This window comes from Stenotrophomonas sp. YJH_SMC_81 (assembly GCF_059370875.1).
This window is the reverse complement of sequence record NZ_JCAFUB010000005.1, coordinates 29,968-53,597: the sequence shown is the minus strand read 5'-3', so window position 1 is coordinate 53,597 and position 23,630 is coordinate 29,968. Positions and strand designations below refer to the sequence as shown.

At 66.8% G+C, this 23,630-nt stretch carries 23 protein-coding genes; 7 read left to right on the top strand and 16 right to left on the bottom strand.

The window, feature by feature from the left end:
• Nucleotides 1-8 precede the first annotated feature (8 nt).
• Nucleotides 9-2,834: a TonB-dependent receptor gene (locus tag AC5P8U_RS12115; RefSeq protein WP_111007551.1), complete on the bottom strand. Its 2,826-nt coding sequence runs from the start codon at nucleotides 2,832-2,834 to the stop codon at nucleotides 9-11.
• 358 nt (nucleotides 2,835-3,192) lie between these two features.
• On the opposite strand from AC5P8U_RS12115, the gene AC5P8U_RS12110 reads away from it, so the two are divergent.
• The gene (locus AC5P8U_RS12110) at nucleotides 3,193-3,492 is read left to right on the top strand and encodes a YrhB domain-containing protein (RefSeq protein ID WP_005420578.1); all 300 of its coding nucleotides are present in this window, start codon (nucleotides 3,193-3,195) and stop codon (nucleotides 3,490-3,492) included.
• Between the two features lie 74 nt (nucleotides 3,493-3,566).
• Here AC5P8U_RS12110 and AC5P8U_RS12105 read toward each other — a convergent pair whose 3' ends face one another.
• From AC5P8U_RS12105 to AC5P8U_RS12090, 4 genes are all read right to left on the bottom strand, one after another.
• A complete protein-coding gene (locus AC5P8U_RS12105; RefSeq protein WP_088497250.1) occupies nucleotides 3,567-4,883 on the bottom strand; it encodes an ABC transporter permease in 1,317 nt (438 codons plus the stop codon).
• Nucleotides 4,884-4,895: 12 nt separating this feature from the next.
• Nucleotides 4,896-6,053: an ABC transporter permease gene (locus AC5P8U_RS12100; RefSeq protein ID WP_072168722.1), complete on the bottom strand. Its 1,158-nt coding sequence runs from the start codon at nucleotides 6,051-6,053 to the stop codon at nucleotides 4,896-4,898.
• Between the two features lie 14 nt (nucleotides 6,054-6,067).
• On the bottom strand, nucleotides 6,068-6,757 hold the full coding sequence (locus AC5P8U_RS12095) for an ABC transporter ATP-binding protein (RefSeq protein WP_005420572.1): 690 nt from the start codon (nucleotides 6,755-6,757) through the stop codon (nucleotides 6,068-6,070).
• A gap of 102 nt (nucleotides 6,758-6,859) precedes the next feature.
• Nucleotides 6,860-8,107 carry an efflux RND transporter periplasmic adaptor subunit gene (locus AC5P8U_RS12090; RefSeq protein WP_088497249.1) on the bottom strand — a complete coding sequence of 416 codons (1,248 nt, stop codon included), beginning with the start codon at nucleotides 8,105-8,107 and terminating at the stop codon, nucleotides 6,860-6,862.
• 327 nt (nucleotides 8,108-8,434) lie between these two features.
• On the opposite strand from AC5P8U_RS12090, the gene AC5P8U_RS12085 reads away from it, so the two are divergent.
• Together AC5P8U_RS12085 and AC5P8U_RS12080 are read left to right on the top strand one after the other, a co-directional pair.
• Nucleotides 8,435-9,658 carry a sensor histidine kinase gene (locus tag AC5P8U_RS12085; RefSeq protein ID WP_111007549.1) on the top strand — a complete coding sequence of 408 codons (1,224 nt, stop codon included), beginning with the start codon at nucleotides 8,435-8,437 and terminating at the stop codon, nucleotides 9,656-9,658.
• Entirely contained in the window at nucleotides 9,655-10,257 is a 603-nt protein-coding gene (locus AC5P8U_RS12080; protein WP_005420563.1) for a response regulator transcription factor, read from the top strand. The genes AC5P8U_RS12085 and AC5P8U_RS12080 overlap by 4 nt, the downstream gene beginning before the upstream one ends.
• 629 nt (nucleotides 10,258-10,886) lie before the next feature.
• Here AC5P8U_RS12080 and AC5P8U_RS12075 read toward each other — a convergent pair.
• The 9 genes from AC5P8U_RS12075 to AC5P8U_RS12035 form a co-directional block, all read right to left on the bottom strand.
• Nucleotides 10,887-11,423 (bottom strand): cytochrome b, encoded by a 537-nt coding sequence (locus AC5P8U_RS12075; protein ID WP_072168719.1) that lies wholly within the window; start codon nucleotides 11,421-11,423, stop codon nucleotides 10,887-10,889.
• Nucleotides 11,420-12,523: a catalase family peroxidase gene (locus tag AC5P8U_RS12070; RefSeq protein ID WP_065178988.1), complete on the bottom strand. Its 1,104-nt coding sequence runs from the start codon at nucleotides 12,521-12,523 to the stop codon at nucleotides 11,420-11,422. The genes AC5P8U_RS12075 and AC5P8U_RS12070 overlap by 4 nt, the downstream gene beginning before the upstream one ends.
• Nucleotides 12,524-12,658: 135 nt before the next feature.
• Nucleotides 12,659-14,026, bottom strand: a complete 1,368-nt coding sequence (locus tag AC5P8U_RS12065) for a leucyl aminopeptidase family protein (protein ID WP_053499499.1) — start codon at nucleotides 14,024-14,026, stop codon at nucleotides 12,659-12,661.
• 3 nt (nucleotides 14,027-14,029) lie between these two features.
• A complete protein-coding gene (locus AC5P8U_RS12060; RefSeq protein ID WP_053499497.1) occupies nucleotides 14,030-14,749 on the bottom strand; it encodes an HAD family hydrolase in 720 nt (239 codons plus the stop codon).
• A gap of 31 nt (nucleotides 14,750-14,780) precedes the next feature.
• Entirely contained in the window at nucleotides 14,781-15,890 is a 1,110-nt protein-coding gene (locus AC5P8U_RS12055) for an AI-2E family transporter (protein ID WP_111007548.1), read from the bottom strand.
• Between the two features lie 67 nt (nucleotides 15,891-15,957).
• Entirely contained in the window at nucleotides 15,958-16,419 is a 462-nt protein-coding gene (locus AC5P8U_RS12050; protein WP_069138037.1) for a protein sip-5, read from the bottom strand.
• Nucleotides 16,416-16,886: a phage holin family protein gene (locus AC5P8U_RS12045; RefSeq protein ID WP_004153834.1), complete on the bottom strand. Its 471-nt coding sequence runs from the start codon at nucleotides 16,884-16,886 to the stop codon at nucleotides 16,416-16,418. Before AC5P8U_RS12045 ends, AC5P8U_RS12050 begins: the two co-directional genes overlap by 4 nt.
• Nucleotides 16,887-16,894: 8 nt before the next feature.
• A complete protein-coding gene (locus AC5P8U_RS12040) occupies nucleotides 16,895-17,260 on the bottom strand; it encodes a hypothetical protein (RefSeq protein ID WP_010486932.1) in 366 nt (121 codons plus the stop codon).
• A 101-nt stretch (nucleotides 17,261-17,361) separates the two neighbouring features.
• Nucleotides 17,362-18,795 (bottom strand): Do family serine endopeptidase, encoded by a 1,434-nt coding sequence (locus AC5P8U_RS12035; RefSeq protein WP_252745521.1) that lies wholly within the window; start codon nucleotides 18,793-18,795, stop codon nucleotides 17,362-17,364.
• A 490-nt stretch (nucleotides 18,796-19,285) separates the two neighbouring features.
• On the opposite strand from AC5P8U_RS12035, the gene AC5P8U_RS12030 reads away from it, so the two are divergent.
• Together AC5P8U_RS12030 and AC5P8U_RS12025 are read left to right on the top strand one after the other, a co-directional pair.
• Entirely contained in the window at nucleotides 19,286-20,158 is an 873-nt protein-coding gene (locus AC5P8U_RS12030; RefSeq protein ID WP_227836905.1) for a histone, read from the top strand.
• 106 nt (nucleotides 20,159-20,264) lie between these two features.
• Nucleotides 20,265-20,957 (top strand): hypothetical protein, encoded by a 693-nt coding sequence (locus AC5P8U_RS12025; RefSeq protein ID WP_072168713.1) that lies wholly within the window; start codon nucleotides 20,265-20,267, stop codon nucleotides 20,955-20,957.
• A 15-nt stretch (nucleotides 20,958-20,972) separates the two neighbouring features.
• On the opposite strand, the gene AC5P8U_RS12020 is transcribed toward AC5P8U_RS12025, so the two are convergent.
• The gene (locus AC5P8U_RS12020; protein WP_188241601.1) at nucleotides 20,973-21,332 is read right to left on the bottom strand and encodes a DUF1428 domain-containing protein; all 360 of its coding nucleotides are present in this window, start codon (nucleotides 21,330-21,332) and stop codon (nucleotides 20,973-20,975) included.
• A gap of 276 nt (nucleotides 21,333-21,608) precedes the next feature.
• Between AC5P8U_RS12020 and AC5P8U_RS12015 the strand changes: the two genes are divergently transcribed.
• The gene (locus tag AC5P8U_RS12015) at nucleotides 21,609-22,181 is read left to right on the top strand and encodes an OmpO family porin (RefSeq protein ID WP_072168711.1); all 573 of its coding nucleotides are present in this window, start codon (nucleotides 21,609-21,611) and stop codon (nucleotides 22,179-22,181) included.
• A gap of 177 nt (nucleotides 22,182-22,358) precedes the next feature.
• On the top strand, nucleotides 22,359-23,057 hold the full coding sequence (locus tag AC5P8U_RS12010) for a response regulator transcription factor (protein ID WP_111007699.1): 699 nt from the start codon (nucleotides 22,359-22,361) through the stop codon (nucleotides 23,055-23,057).
• Nucleotides 23,058-23,063: 6 nt separating this feature from the next.
• Here the strand turns inward: AC5P8U_RS12010 and AC5P8U_RS12005 are convergent, their stop codons facing one another.
• On the bottom strand, nucleotides 23,064-23,453 hold the full coding sequence (locus AC5P8U_RS12005) for a DUF6165 family protein (RefSeq protein ID WP_049414316.1): 390 nt from the start codon (nucleotides 23,451-23,453) through the stop codon (nucleotides 23,064-23,066).
• Nucleotides 23,454-23,630 lie beyond the last annotated feature (177 nt).

Genomic DNA, 23,630 nt, shown 5'->3' with positions numbered 1-23,630 from the left:
TTGCAGGCTTAGAAGCGCTGCTGGTACTTCATGTACATGAAGCGGCCGATGTCGAAGCCACCGTAGTAGGTGAAGCTGCTGTTCGGCTGGCTGTACATGATCGGGCCCTGGTGGTTGAACACGTTGTTCACGCCCAGCGACACGGTGCCATCCCACGGCAGGCTGTAGCGCACCTGCAGGTCGTGGAAGGTGTTGGAGCCCACCCTGTTGGTCGGCGAGGCGCTGGTGTACGACGAGTTGAAGCCCGGCATGTTGCACTCGTCCATGTACGAGCACTTCTCCTTCATGCTGGAGTAGTAGCGCGCGGTCCAGCCGATGCCGAGGTCGCCATACTGCCAATCCAGGTTGAAGGTGGAGCGCACGCGGAAGTCGCCCGCCCAACCGGTACGCTGTTCCACCGGGGTGGTGGCGGCGCTGTCGTTGCGCTGCTCCAGGTAATCGGTGTAGGTGGTGTTCCAGTTGACGGCGAACTTGCCGAACGCGGTTTCCGGCAGGCGGTAACGCACGTTGATGTCATAGCCGGCAGTTTCGCGGTAGCCCGCGTTGACCAGCGAGCGGTCCAGCGAGTTGACCTGGCCGTTGCTGCCACGGGTGAAGCGGCCACAGGCAGCATCCGAACCCTGCACGTAGCACTGTTCCAGGATGTTGGTGGCCGACTCACCGACGATGGCGTTGTCGATGCGGATCTTCCACCAGTCCAGGCTGACGTCCAGGCCCTGCACGAAGTCCGGGCTGTAGACCAGGCCCACGGTCCAGGTCTTGGCGGTTTCCGGCTTCAGGTCCGGGTTGGAACCCGAGCTGAAATCGGTGGTGGCCTGCTGGCCGGGCTTGGTGGCCACGCTGCCATCGCTGTTGAGCTGGCGGAAGTTGGCCGGCACCTTCAGCGCCTGGCAACGGGCAGCGACGGCCGGGCTGCTGGCGGCGGTGCCGAAGGAGGTATCGCACGGGTCGGTGAACGAGTCGCGACTGCTGACGGTGCCGCCATACAGGTCATCCACGGTCGGCGCACGGAAGCCGGTGCCGTAGGTGGCGCGCACCAGCAGGCTGTCGATCGGCTTCCACTTCAGGCCGAACTTGCTGTTGGTGGTGGAACCGAAGTTGTTGTAGTCCGAGTAGCGACCGGCCACGTCCAGCGACAGTTCGCGGGCGAACGGCAGGTCGGCCAGCAACGGCACCTGCAGTTCCAGGTAGGCCTCGTTGAGCGAGTAGTTGCCGCGGGTCGGCTGGCCGCTGGTGCCGGCGATCTCGCCCTTCTGCACCTTCATGTCCGGCGTGTAGCTGGCCTCCTCGCTGCGGTGCTCGAAGCCCATCGCGGCCAGGATGTCGCCGGCCGGCAGGGTGAACAGCGAACCGGAGATGTTGCCGCTGGCGACCTTGGTGGTGCTCTGCATCTTGTCGACGAAGCGGGTGAACAGGTAGTCCTGCACGTCCTGGTTGCTCAGCGAGCCCGGGCCGGTGTAACCCATCGGGGCAGCCGGGTTCCACGGCACGCAGCCGGCGATCACCGCGCCCGGCGCACCGCAACGGGCCACGTTGCCGTCCATGAAGGACGGGCCGACGGCCAGGTTGACGTGCGGCTGGTACATGCTGCCGGTACCGATGCGCTCGCCTTCGTTGCGGTTGTACATGTAGTTGATGTTCCAGTCCCAGTACCGCGAACCGGTTTCGAAGCTGCCTTCCAGGCCGATGCTGGCGCGCTTGGTTTCCAGGTTGTTCTCGGTGCCGCGCGGCAGTTCCTCGGTGCGGTGCGCGAACAGCGCATCCTGGCCCCACAGGTTGAACGCGCTGTCCTTGGACAGGGCGGCACGGCTGCCATTGCGGGCCTGCGCGGCGCTGACCGAGTACGGGTAGCCGGCCAGGTGCTTGGTCGACTCGCGCTTGCTGTACAGCGCGTCGGCGACGATGCGCAGGTTGTCGGTGATCGAGAAGCCACCGTTGGCGAACACCGAGGTGCGCTCCAGGCCGGTCAGCAGGCTCATGTTCGACTTGGTGTTGGCACCATCGGCCGGGTCCGGCGCATGGAAGTTGCCGGCCTTGCTCGGGTCGCCGCCCGGACCCACGGTCAGGTTCTTGCCACCGACGGTGACGTAGCCCCACGGCGTGTTGCCGTTGAGGCCATCGTTCGGGTGGCGCGGGCCGTTGGTGTAACGGCTGAACTCGCGGTCCTTGCCCAGCACCTCGTCTTCCTTGGTGCGCTCGGCGCCCACGCTGAACCAGCCGCGCTCGAAGGTCTTGCCGAAAGTTGCACTGTATGCGCGCTTCTGGCCGTCACCCTGGCCGTACTGGCCGACATAGACGCTGGCTTCGCCACCATCGAAATTCTTGCGGGTGATGATGTTGACCACACCGGCGATGGCATCGGAGCCGTACAGCGCGGAGGCGCCGTCGGTCAGCACTTCCACGCGCTCGACGATGGACGACGGGATCGAGGCCAGGTCGGAGTAGCCGCCGGCGCTGACGCCCATGCGGCGGCCGTCGATCAGCACCAGGCTGCGTTCCGGGCCAAGGTTGCGCAGGCTGACGTACATGCCGCCGAAATCGCGCGAAGAAGTCAGCGACGAGGCGCGGCTCATGCTCGGCGCCCCGGCGGCAGGAATGTCCTGCAGGATGTCGGCGACGTTGACGTAACCCTTCTTCTCGATCTCGGCGCGGTTGAGCGCGACCACCGGCTGTGCGGTTTCGACACTGGCCTGGCGGATGCGCGAGCCGGTGATTTCGATGCGGTCGAGGTTGGTCGGGGTATCGCCGGCGCTCTGTGCGAAGGCGGGGGTGGTGCAGCTGGCGGCCAGCGCGATGACGATCGCGTTGCGCAGCGGATTGGTTTTCAGGGACATCCGTGAAATCTCGTGTTTCAGTAAAAACATGCGCCCGTTCTATGGGCGCGTGGGGTGCTGCAAACCAACGTGGGGGGCGCGATTCTAGAATGTTTCCATTCGTACCTGTTTGTCTCGACGCCGCTGGAAGTGCGCGAAGATGAATCGCAACCAACAATCCACAGATGCACTGTGCGCAGCGTCACGCGCACTGCGTTTGCGATGAGTAGAGGCATCGATAGCGGCACAGAACCGCCACGCTTGAGCGGTTGCGGCAACACGCCGCAGTGCGCACTTGTACGCAGGTGCCTATCCGTTGCGATGCATCCACCCGCATGAAATGCTCTTCGCGCTGTCATCGAAAACAAGAGGCGAAGGAATGATCCAGCTCGACGAAGCACGCCGTCGCGTGCAGGCTGCACTTGCCAGCGACGATGAGCCGGTTGCCATCACGCACGAGCATGAGATGGTCGAAGGCTGGCTGTTCTGCTTCCAGTCGCTGCGCTACCTGCAATCTGGTGAGATCTCGGACGCGCTGGCCGGCAATGGCCCGATCTTCGTCGACAGGCATACGGGTGAGCAGCACGCGCTGGGCACGGCGTACGCGCCGGAGGAGGCTGTTCGCCGGCATTTGGCCCTGCGGCACCCACCATCCGATGTTGCGGCGATGGATGCCTGAGTTCAGCAACGGAAAAGGGACGGAGCCTTCGCTCCGTCCCCCTGCGTGATGCGCAGTCCACCGCTGCATGATGCTCAGGTTTCGCGCAGCGCCGTAGTGATCGGCAAACGCGCCGCGCGCAGCGCCGGGAACAGGCCGCCGACCAGGCCGATGCCCAGTGCCCATTTCAGGCCGGTCCACAGCAGTTCCGGTGATACGTGGAACTTGAACACCACCGCGCTGAAGTTGCTGCCGATGGTGGACACGCTGTAGCCATTGAACAGCAGCCATGCAACCGCACAGCCGAGCAGGCCACCGAGCAGCGCCAACAGCATCGTTTCCAGCATCACCGCCGTCACCACCGGCAGGCCGCGGAAGCCGATCGCACGCATGGTGGCGATTTCGCGGGCGCGCGTGGCCACGGCCGCATACATGGTGTTGAGCGCGCCGAACACCGCACCGACCGCCATGATCGTGCCGATCACCTTGCCCAGGATGTCGATCAGCTTGGTCAGCCCGCCGCCCTGCTTGCTGTAGTAGACGCGGGTGGTTTCCACGTCCAGCTTCAGGCGTGGGTCGGCAGCGACGGCCGCCTTGAACTGATCGAAGCCGGCCTTGCCATCGGTACGCACGCTGATCGACTGCCAGGCACTGCGCTGGTAGGTGGTGGCCAGCGTATCGGCGTCGGTCCACAGTTCCGAATCATGCGCATCGCCAGTGGCGAACACGCCGACCACGGTCCAGGTCTGGTTGCCCAGCGACAGCGTCCTGCCGACCTCCATGTCGCGGAACTGGCCCTTGGCGCCCTGGCCGACCACGATCTCGCGCAGCCCGGTGGCGAACTTGCGGCCCTCGACGATCCTGACCTTGTCATGCACCGCCCACGCCTGCGGGCCGACGCCGCGGAACTGCGCGTTGACGTCGGTGCCGTCGGACTTCGATACCAGGTTGACCACCTGCGACAGTTCCGGTGACAGCAACGGCCGGCCCTGCGCATCGCGGCTGATGCCGGGCAGGGTGGACAGCATCGGTACCTGCTCGCGGGTGATCACCGAGTTGGTCTCGGCCTGCGAGCCACCGCGCAGCACGATGGCAGTGGTGTCATCACCGGTGTTGTTGAGCGTGGCCTGGAAGCCTTCGCCCATCGCCAGCATCGCCACCAGCACGCCGACCACGCCGGCAATGCCGACCACGATCACCGAGGACGCGCCCCAGCGTTGCGGCAGGCTGGCCACGCCGATGCGGGTGGCGGCCAACGCCAGCCGTCCACCGCGGGTCAGCAGCAGCCACAGCGTTACCAGCACGGCCACGGCCAGCACGCCAAACCACGGCAGCCCGATCCACAACACCAGGCCGATCGCAAGCAGCAGCACGGTTACGCCGTTGCCCAGCCACTTCTTGAGCTTGTTCATCTGCAATCCTCCTCAGCGGCCGGCCAGTGCATCGACGATCTTCAGGCGCTTGGCACGCAGCGCGGGCAGCAGCCCGACGATGATGCCGATCACTACGATCAGGCCCAACCCCATCAGCCAGGTTGGCGTCGGCACGTGCGGCGGCAGCATGCCCATGCTCTTCGGGCCGATCGCCGGCAGGATCAGGGCGGCCAGGCCCATGCCGATCAGGCCGCCCAGGCCGATCAGCAGCACCGACTCCACCATCACCAGGGTCAGCACGGTGCTGTCCTTGAAGCCCAGCGTTTTCAGCGTGGCCAGCTCCGGCACGCGCTCTCGCACGGCCTGCGCCATGGTGTTGCCGGTCAACAGCAGCAGGGTGAAGAACACCGCGCCCATGATCGAGGTGACGATCATGCCGATATCCGCGAACTGCTTGACGAAGGCCTGCTGGAACGCCGATTCGGTCTGGGTCTTGGTCTCGTGGTCGGAGTTCGCCGAGATCGCATCGATCGCCTGTGCGACCCGCGAAGAGTGGTCCGGGTTGTCCAGCGTCACCGTGTACCAGCTCACCTGGTTCTTGATGTAGTCGTTGGATTCGTCGAAGTACTTCCAGTTCATCATCAACTGGCGTTCTTCGTTGGCGGCCAGCGCGCGGTCCTTGGAGCGGTAGATGCCCTTGAGCACCAGTGGCCAGTCATTGCTGCCGCCACGCGGGAAGATCGTCGCCTGCAGCGGGATGGTATCGCCGATCTTCCAGCCGAACTGCTTGGCCAGGGTTTCGCCGACGATGGCGCCAGTGCGGGTCTGCTTCCAGTCCTCCAGTTGTGCCGGATCGATCTGCAGCTCGCGGTAGACATCGAAGTAGTTGGGTGACACCGAGAAGTTCGGGAAGAAGTTCTTCGGGTCCTGGTAGATGCCACCAAACCACATGCCATAAGCCACGTCACGGACACCGGCTACCTGGCGCACCTGTGCTTCCAGCCGGATCGGCAGCGACTGGGTGATCGACAGCCGCGAGGCCACGATCAGCCGGTTGGCACCTTCCACGCTGCCACCCGACGAGAACGCCACCCGCACCGAATCGAGCATGCCGAACAGCAGGAACGCGGCCACCACCGACAGCAGGGTCAGCAGGGTGCGGGTACGGCTGCGGAACAGCTGTGCCCACACCAACGAGAAGTATTTCATCGCTGTGGCCTCCGTCAGTGGGCCAGCGGCGCGTCGGCCAGCTCGCCCTTGTCCAGGTGCACCGTGTGCGTGGCGTACTCGGCGGCCTTCGGGTCATGGGTGACCATGATGATGGTCTTGCCGTGCTCGCGGTTGAGCTGCTGCAGCAGGCCGAGGATCTCCTCGGCCGATTGGCGGTCGAGGTCGCCGGTCGGTTCGTCGCAGATCAGGAAGGTCGGGTCGGAGACGATCGCGCGGGCGATCGCCACGCGCTGCTGCTGGCCGCCTGACAGTTCATTCGGGCGGTGGCTGCGGCGGTCGGCCAGGCCGACCAGGGTGAGCGCGATCTCGGCATTGCGGCGGCGCTGCGCCGCGCTGAGGTGGGTCAGCAGCAGCGGCAGTTCCACGTTCTTCTGCGCGGTCAGCATCGGCATCAGGTTGTAGAACTGGAACACGAAGCCGACATGGTGGCTGCGCCAGGTCGACAGCTGGCCGCCACTCATCTGGTCGATGCGCTCGCCCTCGATGCTGATCTCGCCGCCAGTGGGGCTGTCCAGGCCGCCGATCAGGTTGAGCAGGGTGGTCTTGCCCGAACCGGACGGGCCCATCAGCGCAACGAAGTCGCCGCTGGCGATGTCCAGGTCGATGCCGTGCAGCACCTGCACTTGCTCGGGGCCACGCTGGTAGGTCTTGGTGATGTTGCGCAGTGAAACCAGGGTCGACATGGGTGGTTCTCCACGGGAAGCGGGAAACGGGGAAGCGCACCTGCGGTGGCCGCAGGCGTGCGTCGAGCGATGCTGCCGGCCGCGCCCACGGGCGCCAGGCCGTTACTGCGCTTGTTTCTGTTGCACCTTGGCGCCATCGCGCAGGGTGTCGGGTGGGTTCACCACCACCGGCTCACCTGCGCTCACGCCCTTGAGGATCTGGCGGTCCTTGCCCATCGCCTGGCCGGCCTCGACCGTGCGCTGCTGAACGCGGTTCCCGTCACCCAGCACGAAGGCCACCGAGGCACCGTCGCGCTGGACCACGGCGCCGCCCGGCACGCGCACGCCCTGCGGCTTGGCGGCCGCCTGCGGCTGCGCCTGTTCCAGGAAGCTGACCCGCACGCCCATCTCCGGCACGATGCGCGGGTCTTTCACCTTCAGCGCCACGCGCACCTTCACCGTGGCCTTGCCGCGGTCGGCGGTGGGGATGATGGCGATCACCTCGCCGGGAATCTTCCATTCCGGGTAGGCGTTGAGCGTGGCTTCCACCGGCATCTTCGGCTGCACGCGGCCGATGAAGGCCTCGCCGACCTCCACTTCGATCTCCAGCGAGTCCATGTCCACGATGGTGCCGATGCCGGTACGGGTGAACCCACCACCCGCCGACAGCGGCGAAACGATCTCGCCGGGCTGCGCCGCCTTGGCGGTGACCACGCCGGAGAACGGCGCGCGCACGATGTTGTTGTCCACGCCCAGATCGGCGATGGCCAGCTGGTCGTTGGCAACCTTGACGTTGCGCTGCGCGGTATCCAGCTGCGCACGCAGGCTGTCGCGCTGGGCCACGGCCTGGTCGTACTGCGAGCGCGAGACCAGCTGCTGGCCAACCAGCGCCTGCAGGCGGCTGGCTTCGGCGGCGGCCTGCCTCTGCTGCGCCTCCAGCCCGGCGACCTGGCTGCGTGCGGCCTGCAGCTGCGAGGCGTACAGGCTGCGCTGCGCGTCGGCATCGATCGGGTCGAGCGTGGCCATCACCTGGCCAGCCTCGACCCGCATGCCTTCTTCGATCATCACCTCGCGCACCTTGCCGGTGATCTTGGCCGATACCGTGGCCATGCGCCGGGCGACCACGTAGCCACTGGCGTCGAGCACCGAGCTGCTGGTGCTGCCCTGCTGGATGGCCACGGCGGGAGCGGTTTCCACCTCTACGGCCGGTGCGCGGCCGAACAGGTAGGCCACGGCCGCGGCGACCAGCAGCACGACCACGATGATCGCGATCCACAACCCGCGGCGGCCACCGCCATTGCCTCCGGCGGCCGGCGGCGGCGACTTGCGGTCGATACGGAGTTCCTTCAACAGCTCGGCAGAAGCGTTCATTCGTTCCATCACATGCGTTCGGGCGGGTGTGGCCGGAAGCGCGGACGACGGCGGTTCCGGCGGTGGAGCGTGCGGCACAGCATGAAGGCAGGCACAGCGAAGACGGCAGTGACAGCTGTCATCCGATGACACTGACGGCGGCAACTGCGAAATGTGACCACGGCGGCACAGGATGGCAACGTTCCCGCTACCGGTACTGCCCATGGATCCGATCGCCCCATTGCCGGCCCGCCGCAGCGGCGCCGCCAAGCGTACCGTGATCTGCGCCCGGTTGCGCCGGTGCCGCCCAGCCGACGGTGGCGCCTGCGCGCAGGCGGCTGAACTGGCATGATCGGCGGCGATCGTCCCCGCCTGGAACCGCCCGTGCCGTCCATCTGGCTTGCCTCGCTGCTGCGCCCCGCGCCGGACTCGGCGGTGGCCGAGACGCTGCGCCGGGGAAAGTCCCCCTGGGGCGAGGCAATCCACCTGCTGTGGTCAGTGTGGATCTTCCTGACGCCCTTGCTTGGCCATGGCTTCACCCTGCGCTGGCTGCTGTTGACGCTGGCCAGCTATCCGGTGTTCCTGCTGCTGTACGCCAAGGTGATGGTGGCGCCGCGCCATCACGCCCCGCGCTATGCCCTGGGCCTGATCGCGATGTCGCTGGTGCTGCTGCCCTGGTACCCGTCCGGGCTGACCTACTTCGTGTTCGGCTGCGTGCTGCTGCGGGTGAGCGGTCGCGGCGGCTGGTGGCAGTATCTGCTGCAGCTCACTGGTCTGAACCTCCTGTTCTGCAGCCTCGCCCTGCTGTTCCAGTACCCGTGGCAGAGCCTGGTCTGGATCCCCGCCGTGTCCTATATCGTCGGCCTGGTCGTGAACGTGGAGGCACTCAACCAGCAGAAGGATGCGGCACTGCAGCTTTCACAGGACGAGGTGCGGCGGCTAGCAGCCACCGCGGAGCGCGAACGCATCGGCCGCGACCTGCACGACCTGCTCGGCCACACCCTGTCGCTGATCACGTTGAAGCTGGAACTGGCGCGCAAGCTGCAGGACCGCGGTGATGCACGCGCGCGGCAGGAGATCGGCGAGGCCGAGGCCATCGCCCGCGAGGCGCTGGCGCAGGTCCGAAGTGCGGTCACCGGTATCCGCGCCAGCGACCTGGCCGGCGAGCTGGCATCGGCGCGGCTGCTGCTGGAGTGCCAGCAGGTCCACCTTCAGTACGCACCACCACCGGCGATGCCGGTGGATGTCGAACGCGGGCTGGCACTGGTGCTGCGCGAGGCCGCGACCAATATCGTGCGCCATGCACAGGCGACGCAGGCACGGGTGGAGTTCATGCTGGAGGGAAGCATGCTGGCGATGCAGATCCGCGACGATGGTCGTGGCGGCGTGCAGGCCGAGGGCAATGGGTTGTGCGGCATGCGCGAACGCGTGGCCGCCCTGGGTGGAAGCCTGCAGGTGCAGTCCGCAAAGGGCGAGGGCACGGTGTTGATCGTGCGCGTGCCACTGGCCGCTGCGACCACACCGCTGCCGCCAGGCGTGCCGCCGTCGCTGGTGCAGGACGGTGCCGCATGATCCGCATCCTGCTGGCCGAAGACCAGGCGATGGTACGCGGCGCACTGTCGGCGCTGCTGGGCCTGGAAGCGGATATCGAAGTGCTGGGCAGCGCCGCCGACGGCGAAACCGCGTGGCGCATGCTGCAGCAGCTGCAGCCGGACATCCTGGTGACCGACATCGAGATGCCGGGCCTGTCCGGGTTGGAGCTTGCACAGCGCATCGCGCGTCACGAGCTGCCGATCAAGGTGGTGATCGTGACCACCTTCGCCCGCGCAGGTTTCCTGCGCCGCGCGCTGGAAGCCGGCGTGCTGGGCTACCTGCTGAAGGACGCACCGGCTGAGAACCTGGCCGAGGCACTGCGCAAGGTCAAGCAGGGCATCCGTGCGATCGACCCGCAGCTGGCACTGGATGCGTGGTCGCAGGCCGACCCGCTGACCGACCGCGAGCGCCGCGTGCTGCGGCTGGCGGGCGAGGGCCGTACCGCCAGCGAGATCGCCGAGCAGTTGGGGCTGTCGCACGGCACGGTGCGCAACTATCTGTCCGAGTGCATCGGCAAGCTGGGCGTAGCCAATCGCATTGAGGCGTACCGGCTGGCGCGGCAGAAAGGGTGGCTGTAGGGGCGGCCTGCCTTTCCTGGTGATGTCGTTTCCGCGACCGCGGGTGGGTGTCACTTTCTTTGCTCGTGCACCACGCTGCAGGAGCAGCGTGGAACGGCGTAGCCGGCCCGTAGGGTGGCGCACATGGATGTGGGCCATCAAGAAAGTAACCAAAGAAACGCTCCGCCGGCCGCGAGCCGGCGTGCGTCGCACGCCGGTGCCCTGCGCTCCTCGGTCCGTCGAGGGACGGCGCGGGAACTCGCTGCGCTCAAACACCGGCGCCTCTTCGCCCTCGCCGGACCTGCGGTGCTCGGCTCGCTCAAGGCGGACTGGAAGGTCAAGATCAACGGCAACAGCAACCACGCATGGCGTGGATCTACTGGGTGCAGCTGTCGCTCTTGATGTTGGGTCCGCCTTGAGCGAGCCGAGCATCGCGGGGGAATCAGGGGCGAAGAGGCGCCGGTGTTTGAGCGTAGCGAGTTCGGCGCCGTCCCCTGATTCACCGAGAAGCACAGGGCACCGGTGCGCAGCACCGGCTCGCGCTCTGGCGGCGCGTTTCTTTTGGTTACTTTTCTTTTCGCGCGAAAAGAAAAGTGACACCCCCCCCGCGGTCGCGGAAACAATCCGCCGGGAACGCCCGGCGAATCCTTTCAATCCTTCCCGCGCGCCATCGCCTGGAACACCCCGTCCCGCCGCACCCACAGGTGGAACAACGCCGCACCCACATGCATCAGCACCGTGGCGAACAACACATAGGCCAGCAGGCTGTGCGCATTGCGCAGCGCGGCATACAGCGCCGGGGTGTGCGGAACGATCGATGGCAGGTGGAATCCACCCCACAGCACGATCGGGTATCCGCCGGCCGACAGCATCGCCCAGCCGATCAACGGCATCGCCAGCATCAGCGCGTACAGCACCCAGTGCGAGGCCTTGGCCGCTACCCCCTGCCAGACCGGCAGGTCGGCAGGCAGCGCCGGTGGGCGATGGCGCAGCCGGTTGTACAGGCGCAGCAGCGCCAGCAACAGGATCGCGATGCCCAGCGGGCGGTGCAGGTCGATCAGCGCGGGACGCAGGTGCAGCGAGGCGACCATGGTCACGCCGATGAACAGCATGGCGACGATCATCAGCGCCATGGACCAGTGCAGCACCCGCGCCAGCAGGTTGAAGTGGCCGTTGCCGGTGCTCATCGTGCGGCCTCCTTCGGTTGTTCGACATTGCCGGCGGCGCGCTCGCGTTCACGGCGGTTGAAGGACTGCGAGTACACCGCCGAGCGGGCCGCCAGGATCGGATCATTACTGCCGCGCACCCCACTGGGCAGGATCAGCGGATCGAAGTTGATCTGGCCGCAGGCGCCTTCTTCCTGCGACTGCATGCGGTCCAGGCTGAGTACGCCCGCCACTACCTGGTCACGCGACTCGGGCCACGGTACCGACGGATCATCGATGGCATCGCCGGGCTCGGCGGTGGTCACGACCAGGTTCCAGCGTACCGGGCCGCGGGCCAGGCGCTGCTGCAGTTCCTGGCTGAGGAAATCGACGCTGGCCTGCTTGCGCGCTTCCGCATCCATCTCCACCACCGGCGCCAGCGGCTGCCAGCGCCAGCGCACCGCACGCTTCTGGCCCTGCGCATTGGTGAACCAGAAACTGTTGACGCTGTTGAAAGTGGTGTCGGCCCAGCTGCTGGTCCATGGCGCTGTCTTCGCCCACTGCTGGAACGCCTGCGCACTGGGGTATTTCGCCAGCACTGCCGCCATCTTCTGCGGGTCCGGCTTGCCGGTGGCCGGGTCGGGAATCGAGGCGCGCGTCTGCTCGTAGAACGCCTCGGCCGTGGGTACCGCGAAGAACGGGAAGCTGTTCATCGCCATGCGCCATTCCTGGCCATCATCGCTGACCATCTGCACCGCCAGGCTGCGCACGCGTGCGGTGTTGTCGGCGCCGTAGGGGTCGCCGCCACCGATTGACAGGCGGCCCATCACCGGCACACGTGTCTGCGAGAACACCCGGGCACTGGACAGGGTAGGGGCCTGCGCGCTGGGTTCGAACCAGCCGCTTACGCAGATGCCCTTGCTGTGTGCACGGCGGAAGCCCGGATGGGCCGGGCCGGTGGCCTCGATGGTGTCGGTGAAGCGCTGCGCGGTGAGGCGGTCGCCCATCCAGCCGGCCAGCCAGGCGAAGGCCAGCGCCACGGTACCCAGGATGAGCGCGATCAGCGCGATCCAGAGCAGGGGGGAATGCTTGCGCGGTGCGCCCGGCGTCTGGCCGGCACGGGTGTAGCCGAAGAGCGACATGGTCGGAGTCCTGCCTTCACGGAGCGTGTGGGTGGTCGACCCACACATCCTCGCAGAACCCGGCCGAGGCCGAAATTCAATTTTTCGTCAGATTTGCCGGGGACAGCGTGCCGACCAAGGTCGGCACCCACCCGATCAGCTGTAACGCGCCTTCAGCATCGCCCAGGCCGAGCGCAGCGCCAGCGCTTCGCCACCGGCCGGACGGCCCGGGCGTTCGCCGTCGTTCCAGGCGTACACGTCCAGGTGCGCCCAGCGCTGGCCGTCTTCCAGGAAGCGCTCCAGGTACAGCGCGGCGGTCACCGAGCCGGCCATGCGCGAACCGGCATTGGCCAGGTCGGCAATGCCGCTGCTCAGATAGCGCAGGTAGGGGCGCCACAGCGGCATGCGCCAGACCGGGTCACGGGTTGCGTCGCCGGCCTGCAGCCACTGCTGCGCCACCGTGTCGTCGTTGCTGAAGAGCGCCGGCAGATCCGGACCCAGCGCGATGCGTGCGGCACCGGTAAGAGTGGCGAAATCCAGCACAAGGTCCGGCTTCTGCTCACCGGCGAAGGTCAGCGCGTCGCACAGGATCACGCGGCCTTCGGCATCGGTGTTGTCGATCTCCACGCTCAACCCCTTGCGGGTGGCGATCACTTCGCCGGGGCGGAACGCATCCGGACCGATCGCATTTTCCACCGCCGGCACCAGCAGCGTCAGCCGCACCGGCAGTCCGCGCGCCATCACCAGGCCGGCCAGGGCCAGCGCGTGCGCGGCGCCGCCCATGTCCTTCTTCATGTTGCGCATGCCGTCGGCCGGCTTGATGTCCAGGCCGCCGGTATCGAAGCACACGCCCTTGCCGACCAGCACCAGTGCCGGGTCGGTTTCCTTGCCCCAGCGCAGCACCACCAGGCGCGGCGCGCGGTGCGACGCGCGGCCCACGGCGTGGATGGCCGGGAAGTTCTGCTTCAGCAGTTCATCGCCGGTGATCGCCTCGACCTGCGCACCATGTGCATCGGCCAGTGCACGCGCGGCGTCTTCCAGCTGCTGCGGCCCCATGTCTTCGGTCGGGGTGTTGACCCAGTCGCGCACGCGCAGGCTGGCGGCGATCAGGTCGGCCACTTCGCCGGACGGTGCGGCCACCAGCTGCGCCGGGGCGCGGTTGCGCTTGCGGTAACGGTCGAAGCGGTAGCTGCCCAAGCCCCAGCCCAGCTGCAGCAGCGCCTGTTCGGCGGCAGGCAGTTCATTGGCCAGCTGCCAGACACTGCCTTCCGGCAGGGCGTGCGGCGCATGCGCATAGCTGTAGGCATCGGCGCGATCACCGACACCGATCACCGCGCCGGCCAGGCCCTCACTGCCGGGCAGCAGGGCCACGCTGTGCGCACCGGCAGTGAAACCCTGCGAGGCCAGCCAGGCCTGGGTCGCGGCCGGTTGGCCGTCCTTCCAAGCGGCGAACTGCTCGCGGTCCAGCACGTACAGCGGCAGCGCCGCGGTGGTGTCGGCGGTGAAACCAGTGATCTCGCTCATGCGTCAGGTACTCCGGGATGCGGCGGCGTCGAGGTTGGCGTCCAACCAGTCGGCCAGGCCGGTGAGGGTGTCAAACTGCAGGTCCGGCTGCAGTTTCGGATGGGTCCAGGTGGCTGCTTCGCGGTTGATCCAGCACCCGCGCAGGCCGGCGGCGATCGCCCCGGCCACGTCCATTTCGGCGTGGTCGCCGACATGTAGCACCTGTGCCGGCGCCACACCCAGGCGGGTGCAGGCGGCGTGGAAGATGCTTGCCTCCGGCTTGGCCGCGCCGTGTTCGCGCGCGCCCAGCTGGAAGGCGAAATGATGGGCCAGGCCGATCCGCTCCAGATCGGCGTTGCCGTTGCTCAGTGCTGCCACCGGCACCCGCGCGGCAATCCTCGCCAGCGCATCGATCGCATCGGGATAGCACTCGACCTGATTGCGCGCGGCGTAGAACGCTTCGTACGCCGGCTCCAGCAGATCGAGGCTGGCGCCACTGGCGTGCAGCGCTTCGTGCAGGGTCAACCGACGCAGCGCGCTCAGGTCGTGGTGGAGGTGCGGATGGGCGTGGTACAGGCGCTCGCGCAGTTCGCGCATCGCCGCCACCGGATACATCGCGGCGGTGGCGGGGCTGTGTTCACGCATCCACTCGTGCAGGACCAGGTCGATGCGGGCGCCAATCGGAGCGAACGGCCACAGCGTGTCGTCAAGGTCGAGAGTGATGGCTTGGACGGGGAAATTCACCCCTCCATTCTACGCCTGCCCGCGCGGGCTTTCATTCCAGCAGCCGTGCCCAGCCCTGCATGCCTTCCAGCCGTGCCAGCACCAGCTTGATGCAGACCAGCAGCGGCACCGCCAGCAGCAGGCCGATCATGCCCCAGGCCCAGCCGAACACCATCAGCGCCAGGATCAGCACCAGCGGCGACAGCTTCATGCGCCGGCCCAGCACGATCGGGGTCACCATCTGCCCTTCCAGAGTGTGCAGGGCCAGGTACGCGGCCGCCGGCAGCAGCGCCTGCAGCGGGTCGCGGAGTTCCACGAAGCCCATCAGCAGCATCAGTGCCACGCCGATCAGCGGACCGACGTACGGGGCAAAGTTCAGCAGCGCGGCCACCGTGCCCCACAGCAGCGCCTCCTGCAGGCCGATGCCGAGCAGCATCAGCACGCCGGCGAACACCAGCCCGACCAGGGTGTTGATCACGCTGATGGTCAGCACATAGCGCGAGACTTCGCGCTCGATCGACCGCAGGATGTCGGCGGTGAAGCGCTGCTGCTGGCGGCTCGGGAACAGCGCGATTGCCGCGCGCTGCAGGCTCTGCCCATAGATCATGAAGAACAGGGTCAGCAGCACCACGGCCAGCACCGAGGCGGCAAGCCGTGGCGCGCGGGTCAGCATGCGGTACGGGTCGTCGAGCTGGGTGCGGATCACCTGCACCTTGTGGTTGCTGTCACCACCGGCCACGCGGGCGAAGTTCTCCGCCGCCTGGTTGGCCTGCTGCACCGGCTTGGTCAGGTCCTGCACCTGGCGGGCGACCTTGCGCAGCTGCTGCGGGGCTTCCTGCGCCCATTCCATCGCCGGGCCGATCAATTGCACCGCCAGTGAACCGGTCACGCCCAGGCCGGCGCCGAGAATCAGCAGCGCGCCCAGCGCGCGCGGAATCCACAGTTTCTGCAGCAGGCGCAGGATCGGGTTGCCGACCAGTGCGAAGAACATCGCCAGCAGCACCGGCAGGATGATGTCCTGCGCCGCCCACAGCGTGTAGCCCACCGCCAGGGTCGCCAGCACCACCAGCGACATCGGCCCGCGTGGGCGAGACGGAGGCGGCAGCGGTGCCTCCGGGTCCTGTGGATCGGCTGGTGACGGGGACAGGGAGGACTCGCTCATCGACGCATCAGCCGGAAAGGGGAGCGCATTATCCGCCGGCCGCCATCGGCGCGGCGGATTCCATGGATCAACGTTCGGACAGTTCGGTGGCCGCCTCGGCCGGGCGCGGTTCGCGCAGGTCCGGTTCCGCCTCCGGCACAGCTCGCGCCGCCGCTGCGGGCCGCGCTTCAGCGGCGGAGGCCGCTGCGTGTGCCTGTTCGCTGGCATCGCCGGCTTCTTCGGCCGCATCGTCGGCGGTGGCCGCCGCCTGCGCCGCCATCGCCGTGGCGAACGCTGCCTGCGCACTGGCGAACAGGTTCGAGACCGAACCCACCATCTGCAGCCAGCGCGCACCGTTGACCTTGCCCGGCATTTCCAGCTTGCCGGCAATGAAGCCACCGGCCAGGCCCACTACCACGATGCGTAGTGGCGACCAGCCCTGGCGCCAGACCTGGCTGAGCGTGGACCAGTGGTCCTGGGTCTCGACCAGGCGTACGGTCACCACCTGTTCGCAGCGCTTCACCCGCCGCTGCAGCGCACCGAACTTCATGGCTTGCCCTCTGGCAGCTGCACATCGGCATCGGGGTCGTCTTCGCTGGGCTCGTCGAACAGGCCCAGGCGGGACAGCTGGCGCCGGGTGGCGTGCATGCCGGTGTGGTGGAAGAAGTAGGACACCCGCCAGATCGCATAACCGGTGACGGCCAGGCTCAGCAGCGAGGTGATCAGCAGGGCCTGCAGCCAGCTCAGGCCCCAGCTCTGCAGCAGGGCGATGAGGGTGGCGGCCATCAGCAGCCAGGCCGACGCTCCGAATACGATCGCTACGCCGGCCCAGGCCAGCGCGCGGCCGAAGGCACTGCGTGCCAGCGCGAAGTCGGCCGAGGCCAACCGGCGCAGCGAACGCAGCGAGTGCTTGGCCGAGTCGGCAGCGGCACGACCGGCCGCGCCGACCTGGCGGATGCTCTCATCCAGCGGCGGGGTAGCCGCCGGATCAGGGGCTTGCGCGTTGTCTTCGCTCACGCCGCGGCTTACTTGTCGCTGCTGCCGCGGGCCAGCTTGGCGATGATCCAGCCGGCAGCGAAGGCCACGCCGAACGAGGCCAGCGGACGTTCGCGGATCAGCTCGGCGGCGCTGTCGATCAGGTCCTTGCCCTTGTCCATCAGCGCATCGACCTGCTCCTTGGCGGCGGCACCACCAAACTCGGCAGCGGCCAGGCCGGACAGCGCGCTGTCGGACAGTTCAGCCTTGACGTTGGCCTTGCCGATCCGCAGTTCGTCGGTGGCCGCACCGGTGGCGCCCTTGATCGCACCGCCGGCGGCGCTGGCGGCCTGCTTCAGGTGGGAACCGGCTTCACCCAGGTGTTCCTTCAGGTTCTCGGTATTGGTGGGGCTCATCGAATCACTCCTGTTGCGATGGGGGAACGGGCGTCGGCGGTGCCGACCTGGACTGACAGCAATAGCATTGCCGGGGTATAGGGGGTGTTACGGCAGGGCGATCAGCGCATCACGAGCTGGCCCTGCTGCTGGCCATTGTTGCGCAGCACGCGCACCACCAGGGTCGGCGGGCGCTGCTGGAAATTGGCACGCCAGCTGGCCAGGTCGGCGAATTCGCCCACGGTGGCGTCGGTGATGATGTCGCCCTGCTGCAGGCCGTTGCTGGCGGCGCGGCTGCCGCGCTTGACCTCGCTGACCAGCACGCCGCCGACGCCAGACTGCCGCAGTGACTCGGGCAGGTCGACGAAGGTCGCACCGGTCAGGCGCGGGTCCAGGCTCTCACCGGTGACCGCGCGCGCCTGTTCCTTCAGCGTCGCCTTGATCTGCAGTGGCTTGCCTTCACGGCGTACGTCCAGCGTCATCGCGCTGCCGACGGCCGCCAGGCCTTCCACGTTGTGCAGGGCCTCGGCGCTGTCCACGCGCTGGCCGTTGGCCGACACCACCACGTCGCCCGGCTTCAGCCCGGCTGCGGCAGCGGCCGAACCGGCCAGCACGCGGGTGATCAGCGCACCGCGGGTTTCGCCCAGGCCCAGGCCCTGCGCGATCTGCGCGGTCAGGTTCTGGCTTTCCACGCCCAGCGTGCCGCGCACCACAACGCCGTGCTTGACCAGCTGGTCGACCACGCTGCGCGCCAGGTTGGAAGGAATCGCCAGGCCCAGGCCGATGTTGCCGGCCATGCTGCCCTGCGGGTTGAAGCTGGCGGTATTGATGCCGACCAGCTGGCCCTGCAGGTCGACCAGCGCGCCACCGGAGTTGCCCGGATTGATCGACGCATCGGTCTGGATGAAGTTCTGGTAGCCCAGCCCGCGGATGCCGCTGCGGCCCACCGCCGAGACGATGCCGGACGTGACCGTCTGGCTGAAGCCGAACGGGTTGCCGATGGCCACCACGAAGTCGCCTACGCGCAGCTGGTCGCTGTTGCCGAGCTTGATGTCGGTCAGGTTCTGCGCCGGAATGCGGATCAGCGCGATGTCGGTATCGCGGTCCGAACCGAGGAACTCGGCCTTGACCGTGCGCCCGTCCGCCAGTGTCACCTGGACGTCATCGGCGTTGTCGATGACATGGTGGTTGGTCAGCACCAGCCCCTCCTTGGCGTCGATGATCACGCCCGAGCCCAGCGATTCGTTGATGCGTTCCTGTGGGATATCCGGGAACAGGCGGCGGAAGAACGGGTCGTTGAAGAAGGGATTGCGTACGCGAATCACCTGCTTGGTGTTGACGCTGACCACCGCCGGCATCGCCTTCTCCAGCATCGGTGCCAGCGACGGTACCGCCTGTCCGGCCACCGAGGCCGGCAACGCTGCAGTGGTCGGCAGGACCGCCGGCAGCGGCGCGGCGTCGGCACGGTTGTCCATGTGGGCGTTGATGCCGGTGGCAACGAAGCCACCGAAGGCGGCGGCGATTGCGAGCGTGAGCAGGGTAGGAAGCGGTCGCATGGGAGTCGGTTCGCTGGCGTGGGTGGGGGCGGTACGGCCCTACGGTAGAACAAGCTGAATGAGTGTGTCGCGATCTGGATAAATGCGCCATGAAAACGGGTGCCTCGAAGGGGCGAGCGCGGGGGCCAGAACGCGCTTGTGGCGACACCCGGGCAGGTGATGGGTGCGCCATTCAAGGCCAACGCGCGCCGCACTGGCGCAGGCGGATACGTGCGCAGTTCCGCGCAGGCGGGTGCCGCAATGCGCCACGACGGATGCCGGACGCTGCCTCCGTGCACGTGCGCGCGGCGACGGCCAGACAATGCTGGGTTTGCGTAGCGCAGCACTGAAAAAAAGGGGTTTGCTGCGAACCGCAGGTGGCAACAGGGGCTGCTGCGTACACCATCGGCGTCGCAACAGATGCGATTGCCGGCACATGCCCCGTTCCACGATCGTCAATGTCGGTATAGCATCGCCCCGTTTTGATACTTAAGGCCCGCAGGAGGGCAACATGAGCAACGGTAATGGTGTGTCGGTCGTGACCGACGCTGTCGAGAACGTGAAAGAAGCCGCCACCAACGTCGGCGAGACCATCGCCCACGCCGCCGAAGACGCAGTGAAGTCGGTCAAGAAGACCGTCAAGCGCGCCAGCAAGGCTGCCGGTACCCGCGTTGCCAAGGCCAAGAAGGCCGTGGCCAAGGTCGAGAAGACCGTTGCCAAGAAGGCCGAGAAGGCTGCCAAGTCGGTCGGCAAGACGGTTGCCAACGCCAGGAAGAAGCTGGAAGCGGCCAAGAAGAACGCCAAGGCCGAAGCTGCTGCCCTGAAGAAGGAAGTGGCAAAGAAGAAGGCGGCTGCGGGCAAGGCCGTGACCAAGAAGGCCGCCGCTGCCAAGAAGACCACCAAGGCCACCACCAAGGCTGCCGGCAAGAAGGTCGCCACCGTGAAGAAGGCCGCCACCAAGAAGGCTGCTGTCGCGAAGAAGACCGTTGCCAAGAAGACTGCGGCCGCCAAGAAGGTGGTTGGCAAGAAGGTCGCCACCGCCAAGAAGGCTGTGGCCAAGAAGACCGTCGCCGCCAAGAAGGCCGTGGCTGCGAAGAAGGTTGTCGGCAAGAAGGTTGCCGCCACCAGGAAGGTCGCCACCAAGAAGACTGCCGCCGCCAAGAAGGTTGTCGGCAAGAAGGCTGCTGTCGCCAAGAAGGCCGTTGCCAGGAAGACCACTGCTGCCAAGAAGACTGTCGGCAAGAAGGTCGCTGCGACCAAGAAGGTCGTCGCCAAGAAGGCTGCACCGCTGAAGAAGGTCGCCGCCAAGAAGGCTCCGGCCAAGAAGGCTGTTGCCAGGAAGGCCCCGGCCAAGGCCGTGCGCAAGGTCGCCAAGCGCAAGTAATCGCGCCGTGACCGAAGGCCCTGCCGCCCACCGGGTGGTGGGGCCTTTCGCGTTTTCGGGGCGCGGTCTGGGGCAAGATGCAGATTCTTCCCGCCGGAGCCCCAGCATGCGCGGTATCGATTTCAGTTCCTGGCAGGGTGTGCTGTCCACGTTGGCCGGCCTGGTCCTGATCACCCTGCTGGGCGTAGGCATCCGCCTGCTTGTGATGCAGACCCTGCAGCAGCGTCGCGAGCGCGAGAACCGGCAGATCAACGAGCGGCTGCGCACACTGATGGCGGCCTACAAGACCCTGGGCGGTTCATTCACTGGTGAACTGGGCGTGGATCCCAGCCATCGCCGCGATCTGCGCCAGCGCGAAGCGGCCGAAGGCATCGCCGAACCGCGTTCGGATCGAACGCGCCGCATCCGCGATGCGGTCGAGGCCGCGCTCTCGGACATCCTGTTGCTGGGCACCGACGAACAGGTGCGGCTGGCCGCCCGCGCTGCCAACGATCTTGCACAGGGGCGACCGGTGCATACCCACGAACTGGTGGTCTCGCTGCGCGACTTCGTGCGCGAAGCGCTGGATCTGGCGCCGATTCCTCCCGACCTGCGGATTCCGCCGCAGGGGCCGACCCGCCCCGCTGCCAGCGGTGGCGGCAAGGGGCGCAACGATGGCGATGCCAAGGGCGGCCGTGCGGGTGGTGGCGGAGGTGGGGGCGGCGGAATGGGCGCTGGCATGGGCGGCATGGGCCTCGGTGCCGGCGCCGCACTGGGCGCCGGCCATGCCACTGCCAGCGATGAAACGGACGCGCGCTGAGCACGTCCGCCGGGTTCAGCGGGTCAGATCGTAGATCGGCACGAAGCCGCCGTAGATCATCCGCGCACCGTCAAACGGCATCGGATTCTTCGTTGGATCAAACCGCGGGTCTTCCATCATCTTCTTCATGCCGGCGTCGCGGGTCGGTTTGTCGGGCCATTCGATCCAGGAAAACACCACCGTCTCGTCCGGCGTGGCTTTCACCGCGCCGAAGAAATCGGTGGTCTTGCCGTGCGGCACGTCATCGCCCCAGCACTCGACCACGCGCAGTGCCCCGTACTCGATGAAGACCGGATCTCCTGTGCGTGCATGGGCGAGGAACTTCTCCTTGTTGGCGGTGGGCACCGCCAGGACGAAACCATCGATGTAGCTCATTGCCAGCCTCCGGATGGACCGTGCCACATGCACGGCCTTCAAGTACACGACGAACCAGGGGATCGGGGATCGACAGCGCTGGATCGTGAAGAAACCTGAAAATGCACGCGCGCCGCGCGCGTATGCCAGATACAGCCTGAATCAAGCCAGAAAATTCAGCAATGCGAAGACTGCTGTTTTCAGGGAGCGTTGTGGCGAATAACGGAGAATTTACATTCCCGATGCGATGGCGCCCTGGCGCTGCTGCACACCATAAGAAAGTAAAGGTGTACCCCCATGAAGAATTCGCTGATTGCTCTGGCCCTGGCCGCTGCCCTGCCGTTCACCGCCTCGGCTGCTGAAAACCTGTCCTACAACTACGCCGAAGCCAACTACGCCAAGACCGACAACGACGCGTTCAAGTCCGACGGTTGGGGCGTGAAGGGTTCGTACGGCTTCCTGCCGAACTTCCACGCTTTCGGTGAGTACAGCCGTCAGGAATTCGACCACACCAACGTCAAGCTGGACCAGTGGAAGATCGGTGCAGGCTACAACGTTGAAATCGCTCCGAGCACCGACTTCGTTGCCCGCGTTGCCTACCAGAAGCTCGACCCGAAGCACGGCCTGGACTTCAACGGCTACAGCGCTGAAGCCGGTATCCGCACCGCCTTCGGTGCCCACGCCGAGGTCTATGGCATGGTCGGCTACGAAGATTTCTCGAAGAAGCACGGCGTCAACCCGGAAGGCCAGTGGTACGGCCGCCTGGGTGGTCAGGTCAAGCTGAACCAGAACTGGGGCCTGAACGGCGAACTGAAGATGAACCGCGACGGCGACAAGGAATACACCGTCGGCCCGCGCTTCAGCTGGTAATTGCAGTTCCGGCGCGCCTGCGCGCTGGAGAAGTCTCGACAGGCCCGGCTCTTGCCGGGCCTGTTGCGTTTGTGGCGGCGCGAAACAAAATGCCGTCTGACTGGTGGTGCACGCGGGCCGAGCATTGCAAGGAATTGGATTCCGCCGCTGCGGGCACCGGCCTACGGTGGATGTTCCATGTTGCCTGGACAGGCCGCGATGCCACCGACACTCCCGCCCCTGCGGCCTGATCGGCCACGACGCCTGGCGCTGCTGGATCCGCACCCGGTACTGCGGTTGGGCGTGGAAGTTCTGCTCCGCCAACACAGTGGTGTGCAGGTGCGCGTGAGCCTGTCCAACGAGGCGCGCCTGCTGCAGTTGCTGGAGCGCAGCCCGAGGTGTGTCGACCTGCTGCTGATCGATGCGCTGCCGATGGGCGACCTGGGCGATGGGTTGGCCCTGCTGCGCGTGCTGTCGCAGCGTTGGCCGGCGCTGCCGGTGCTGGTGCTCTCGGCGCACTGCAACGCCAGTACGGTGACCACCGCGATGCGAGCCGGCGCGCGCGGCTTCCTGTCCAAGTCGATGCCACCGGAGACGTTGCTGCGCGCCATTGACGTGGTCGCCCGTGGCGGCCGCTTCGTGCCACCGGAACTGCGTGAGGAGCTGAAGCTGCCACGCACACGCCGGGTATCTGCACCGGTGCTGACGCCGCTGAGCCAGCGCGAGCGTGAAGTGCTCGGGTTGGTGCTGAAGGGCGTCAGCACCAGTGAAATGGCCCTGCGCTCAGGGCGCTCGGCCAGCACCATCAGCTCGCAGAAAACGTCGGCCTACCGCAAGCTCGGCATCCGCGGGGATGGTGACCTGTTCCGCTTCCGCCACCTGCTCGAATGTGGCTGAGCGGCCTTACTCGCCCTGGTACTGCTTCTCTTCCACCAGCGCCGAACCGGCCACGCGGTTGATCTCGTTCTTCACCTGCACGCGCTCGCCATTGGTGCCATAGACACCGCGTGCCAGCTGGATGAACGCATCGTCGAACACCTGGGCCGCTTCCTTGTCGCGCAGCTGGTCCTGGATGTCCCACATGCGTTCGTTGATCGCCTTCAGCTGCTGCTTCAGCGCGTCCAATGCCGGCTGCGCCTGCAGCTGCTGCTGCAGCAAGGGCAACAGGCCATCCAGTTCGGTGCGCACGTTGGCCAGCTTGGCAGCATCATCGATGCGCTCGGCCTTGATCTCGAGAATGGTGATCTTGTCGATCAGCTCGCCGATCGATACCGGGGTCAGGATGGCGTCCACGTGGTTGGTTCCTGGAAACGAGGCGCCATGATACCGCGCGGCTGGCGCGTAGCCTCCATCGACGGGATTTACGCCGAATTTGCGCCGCAGGCCGGGCAGCACCCTCGATCCGTTACGGCGGCGCACCCGACACTGCCGTCCCGGCGGCGCGACCGCCTTCGACGAGGAACACAGTGC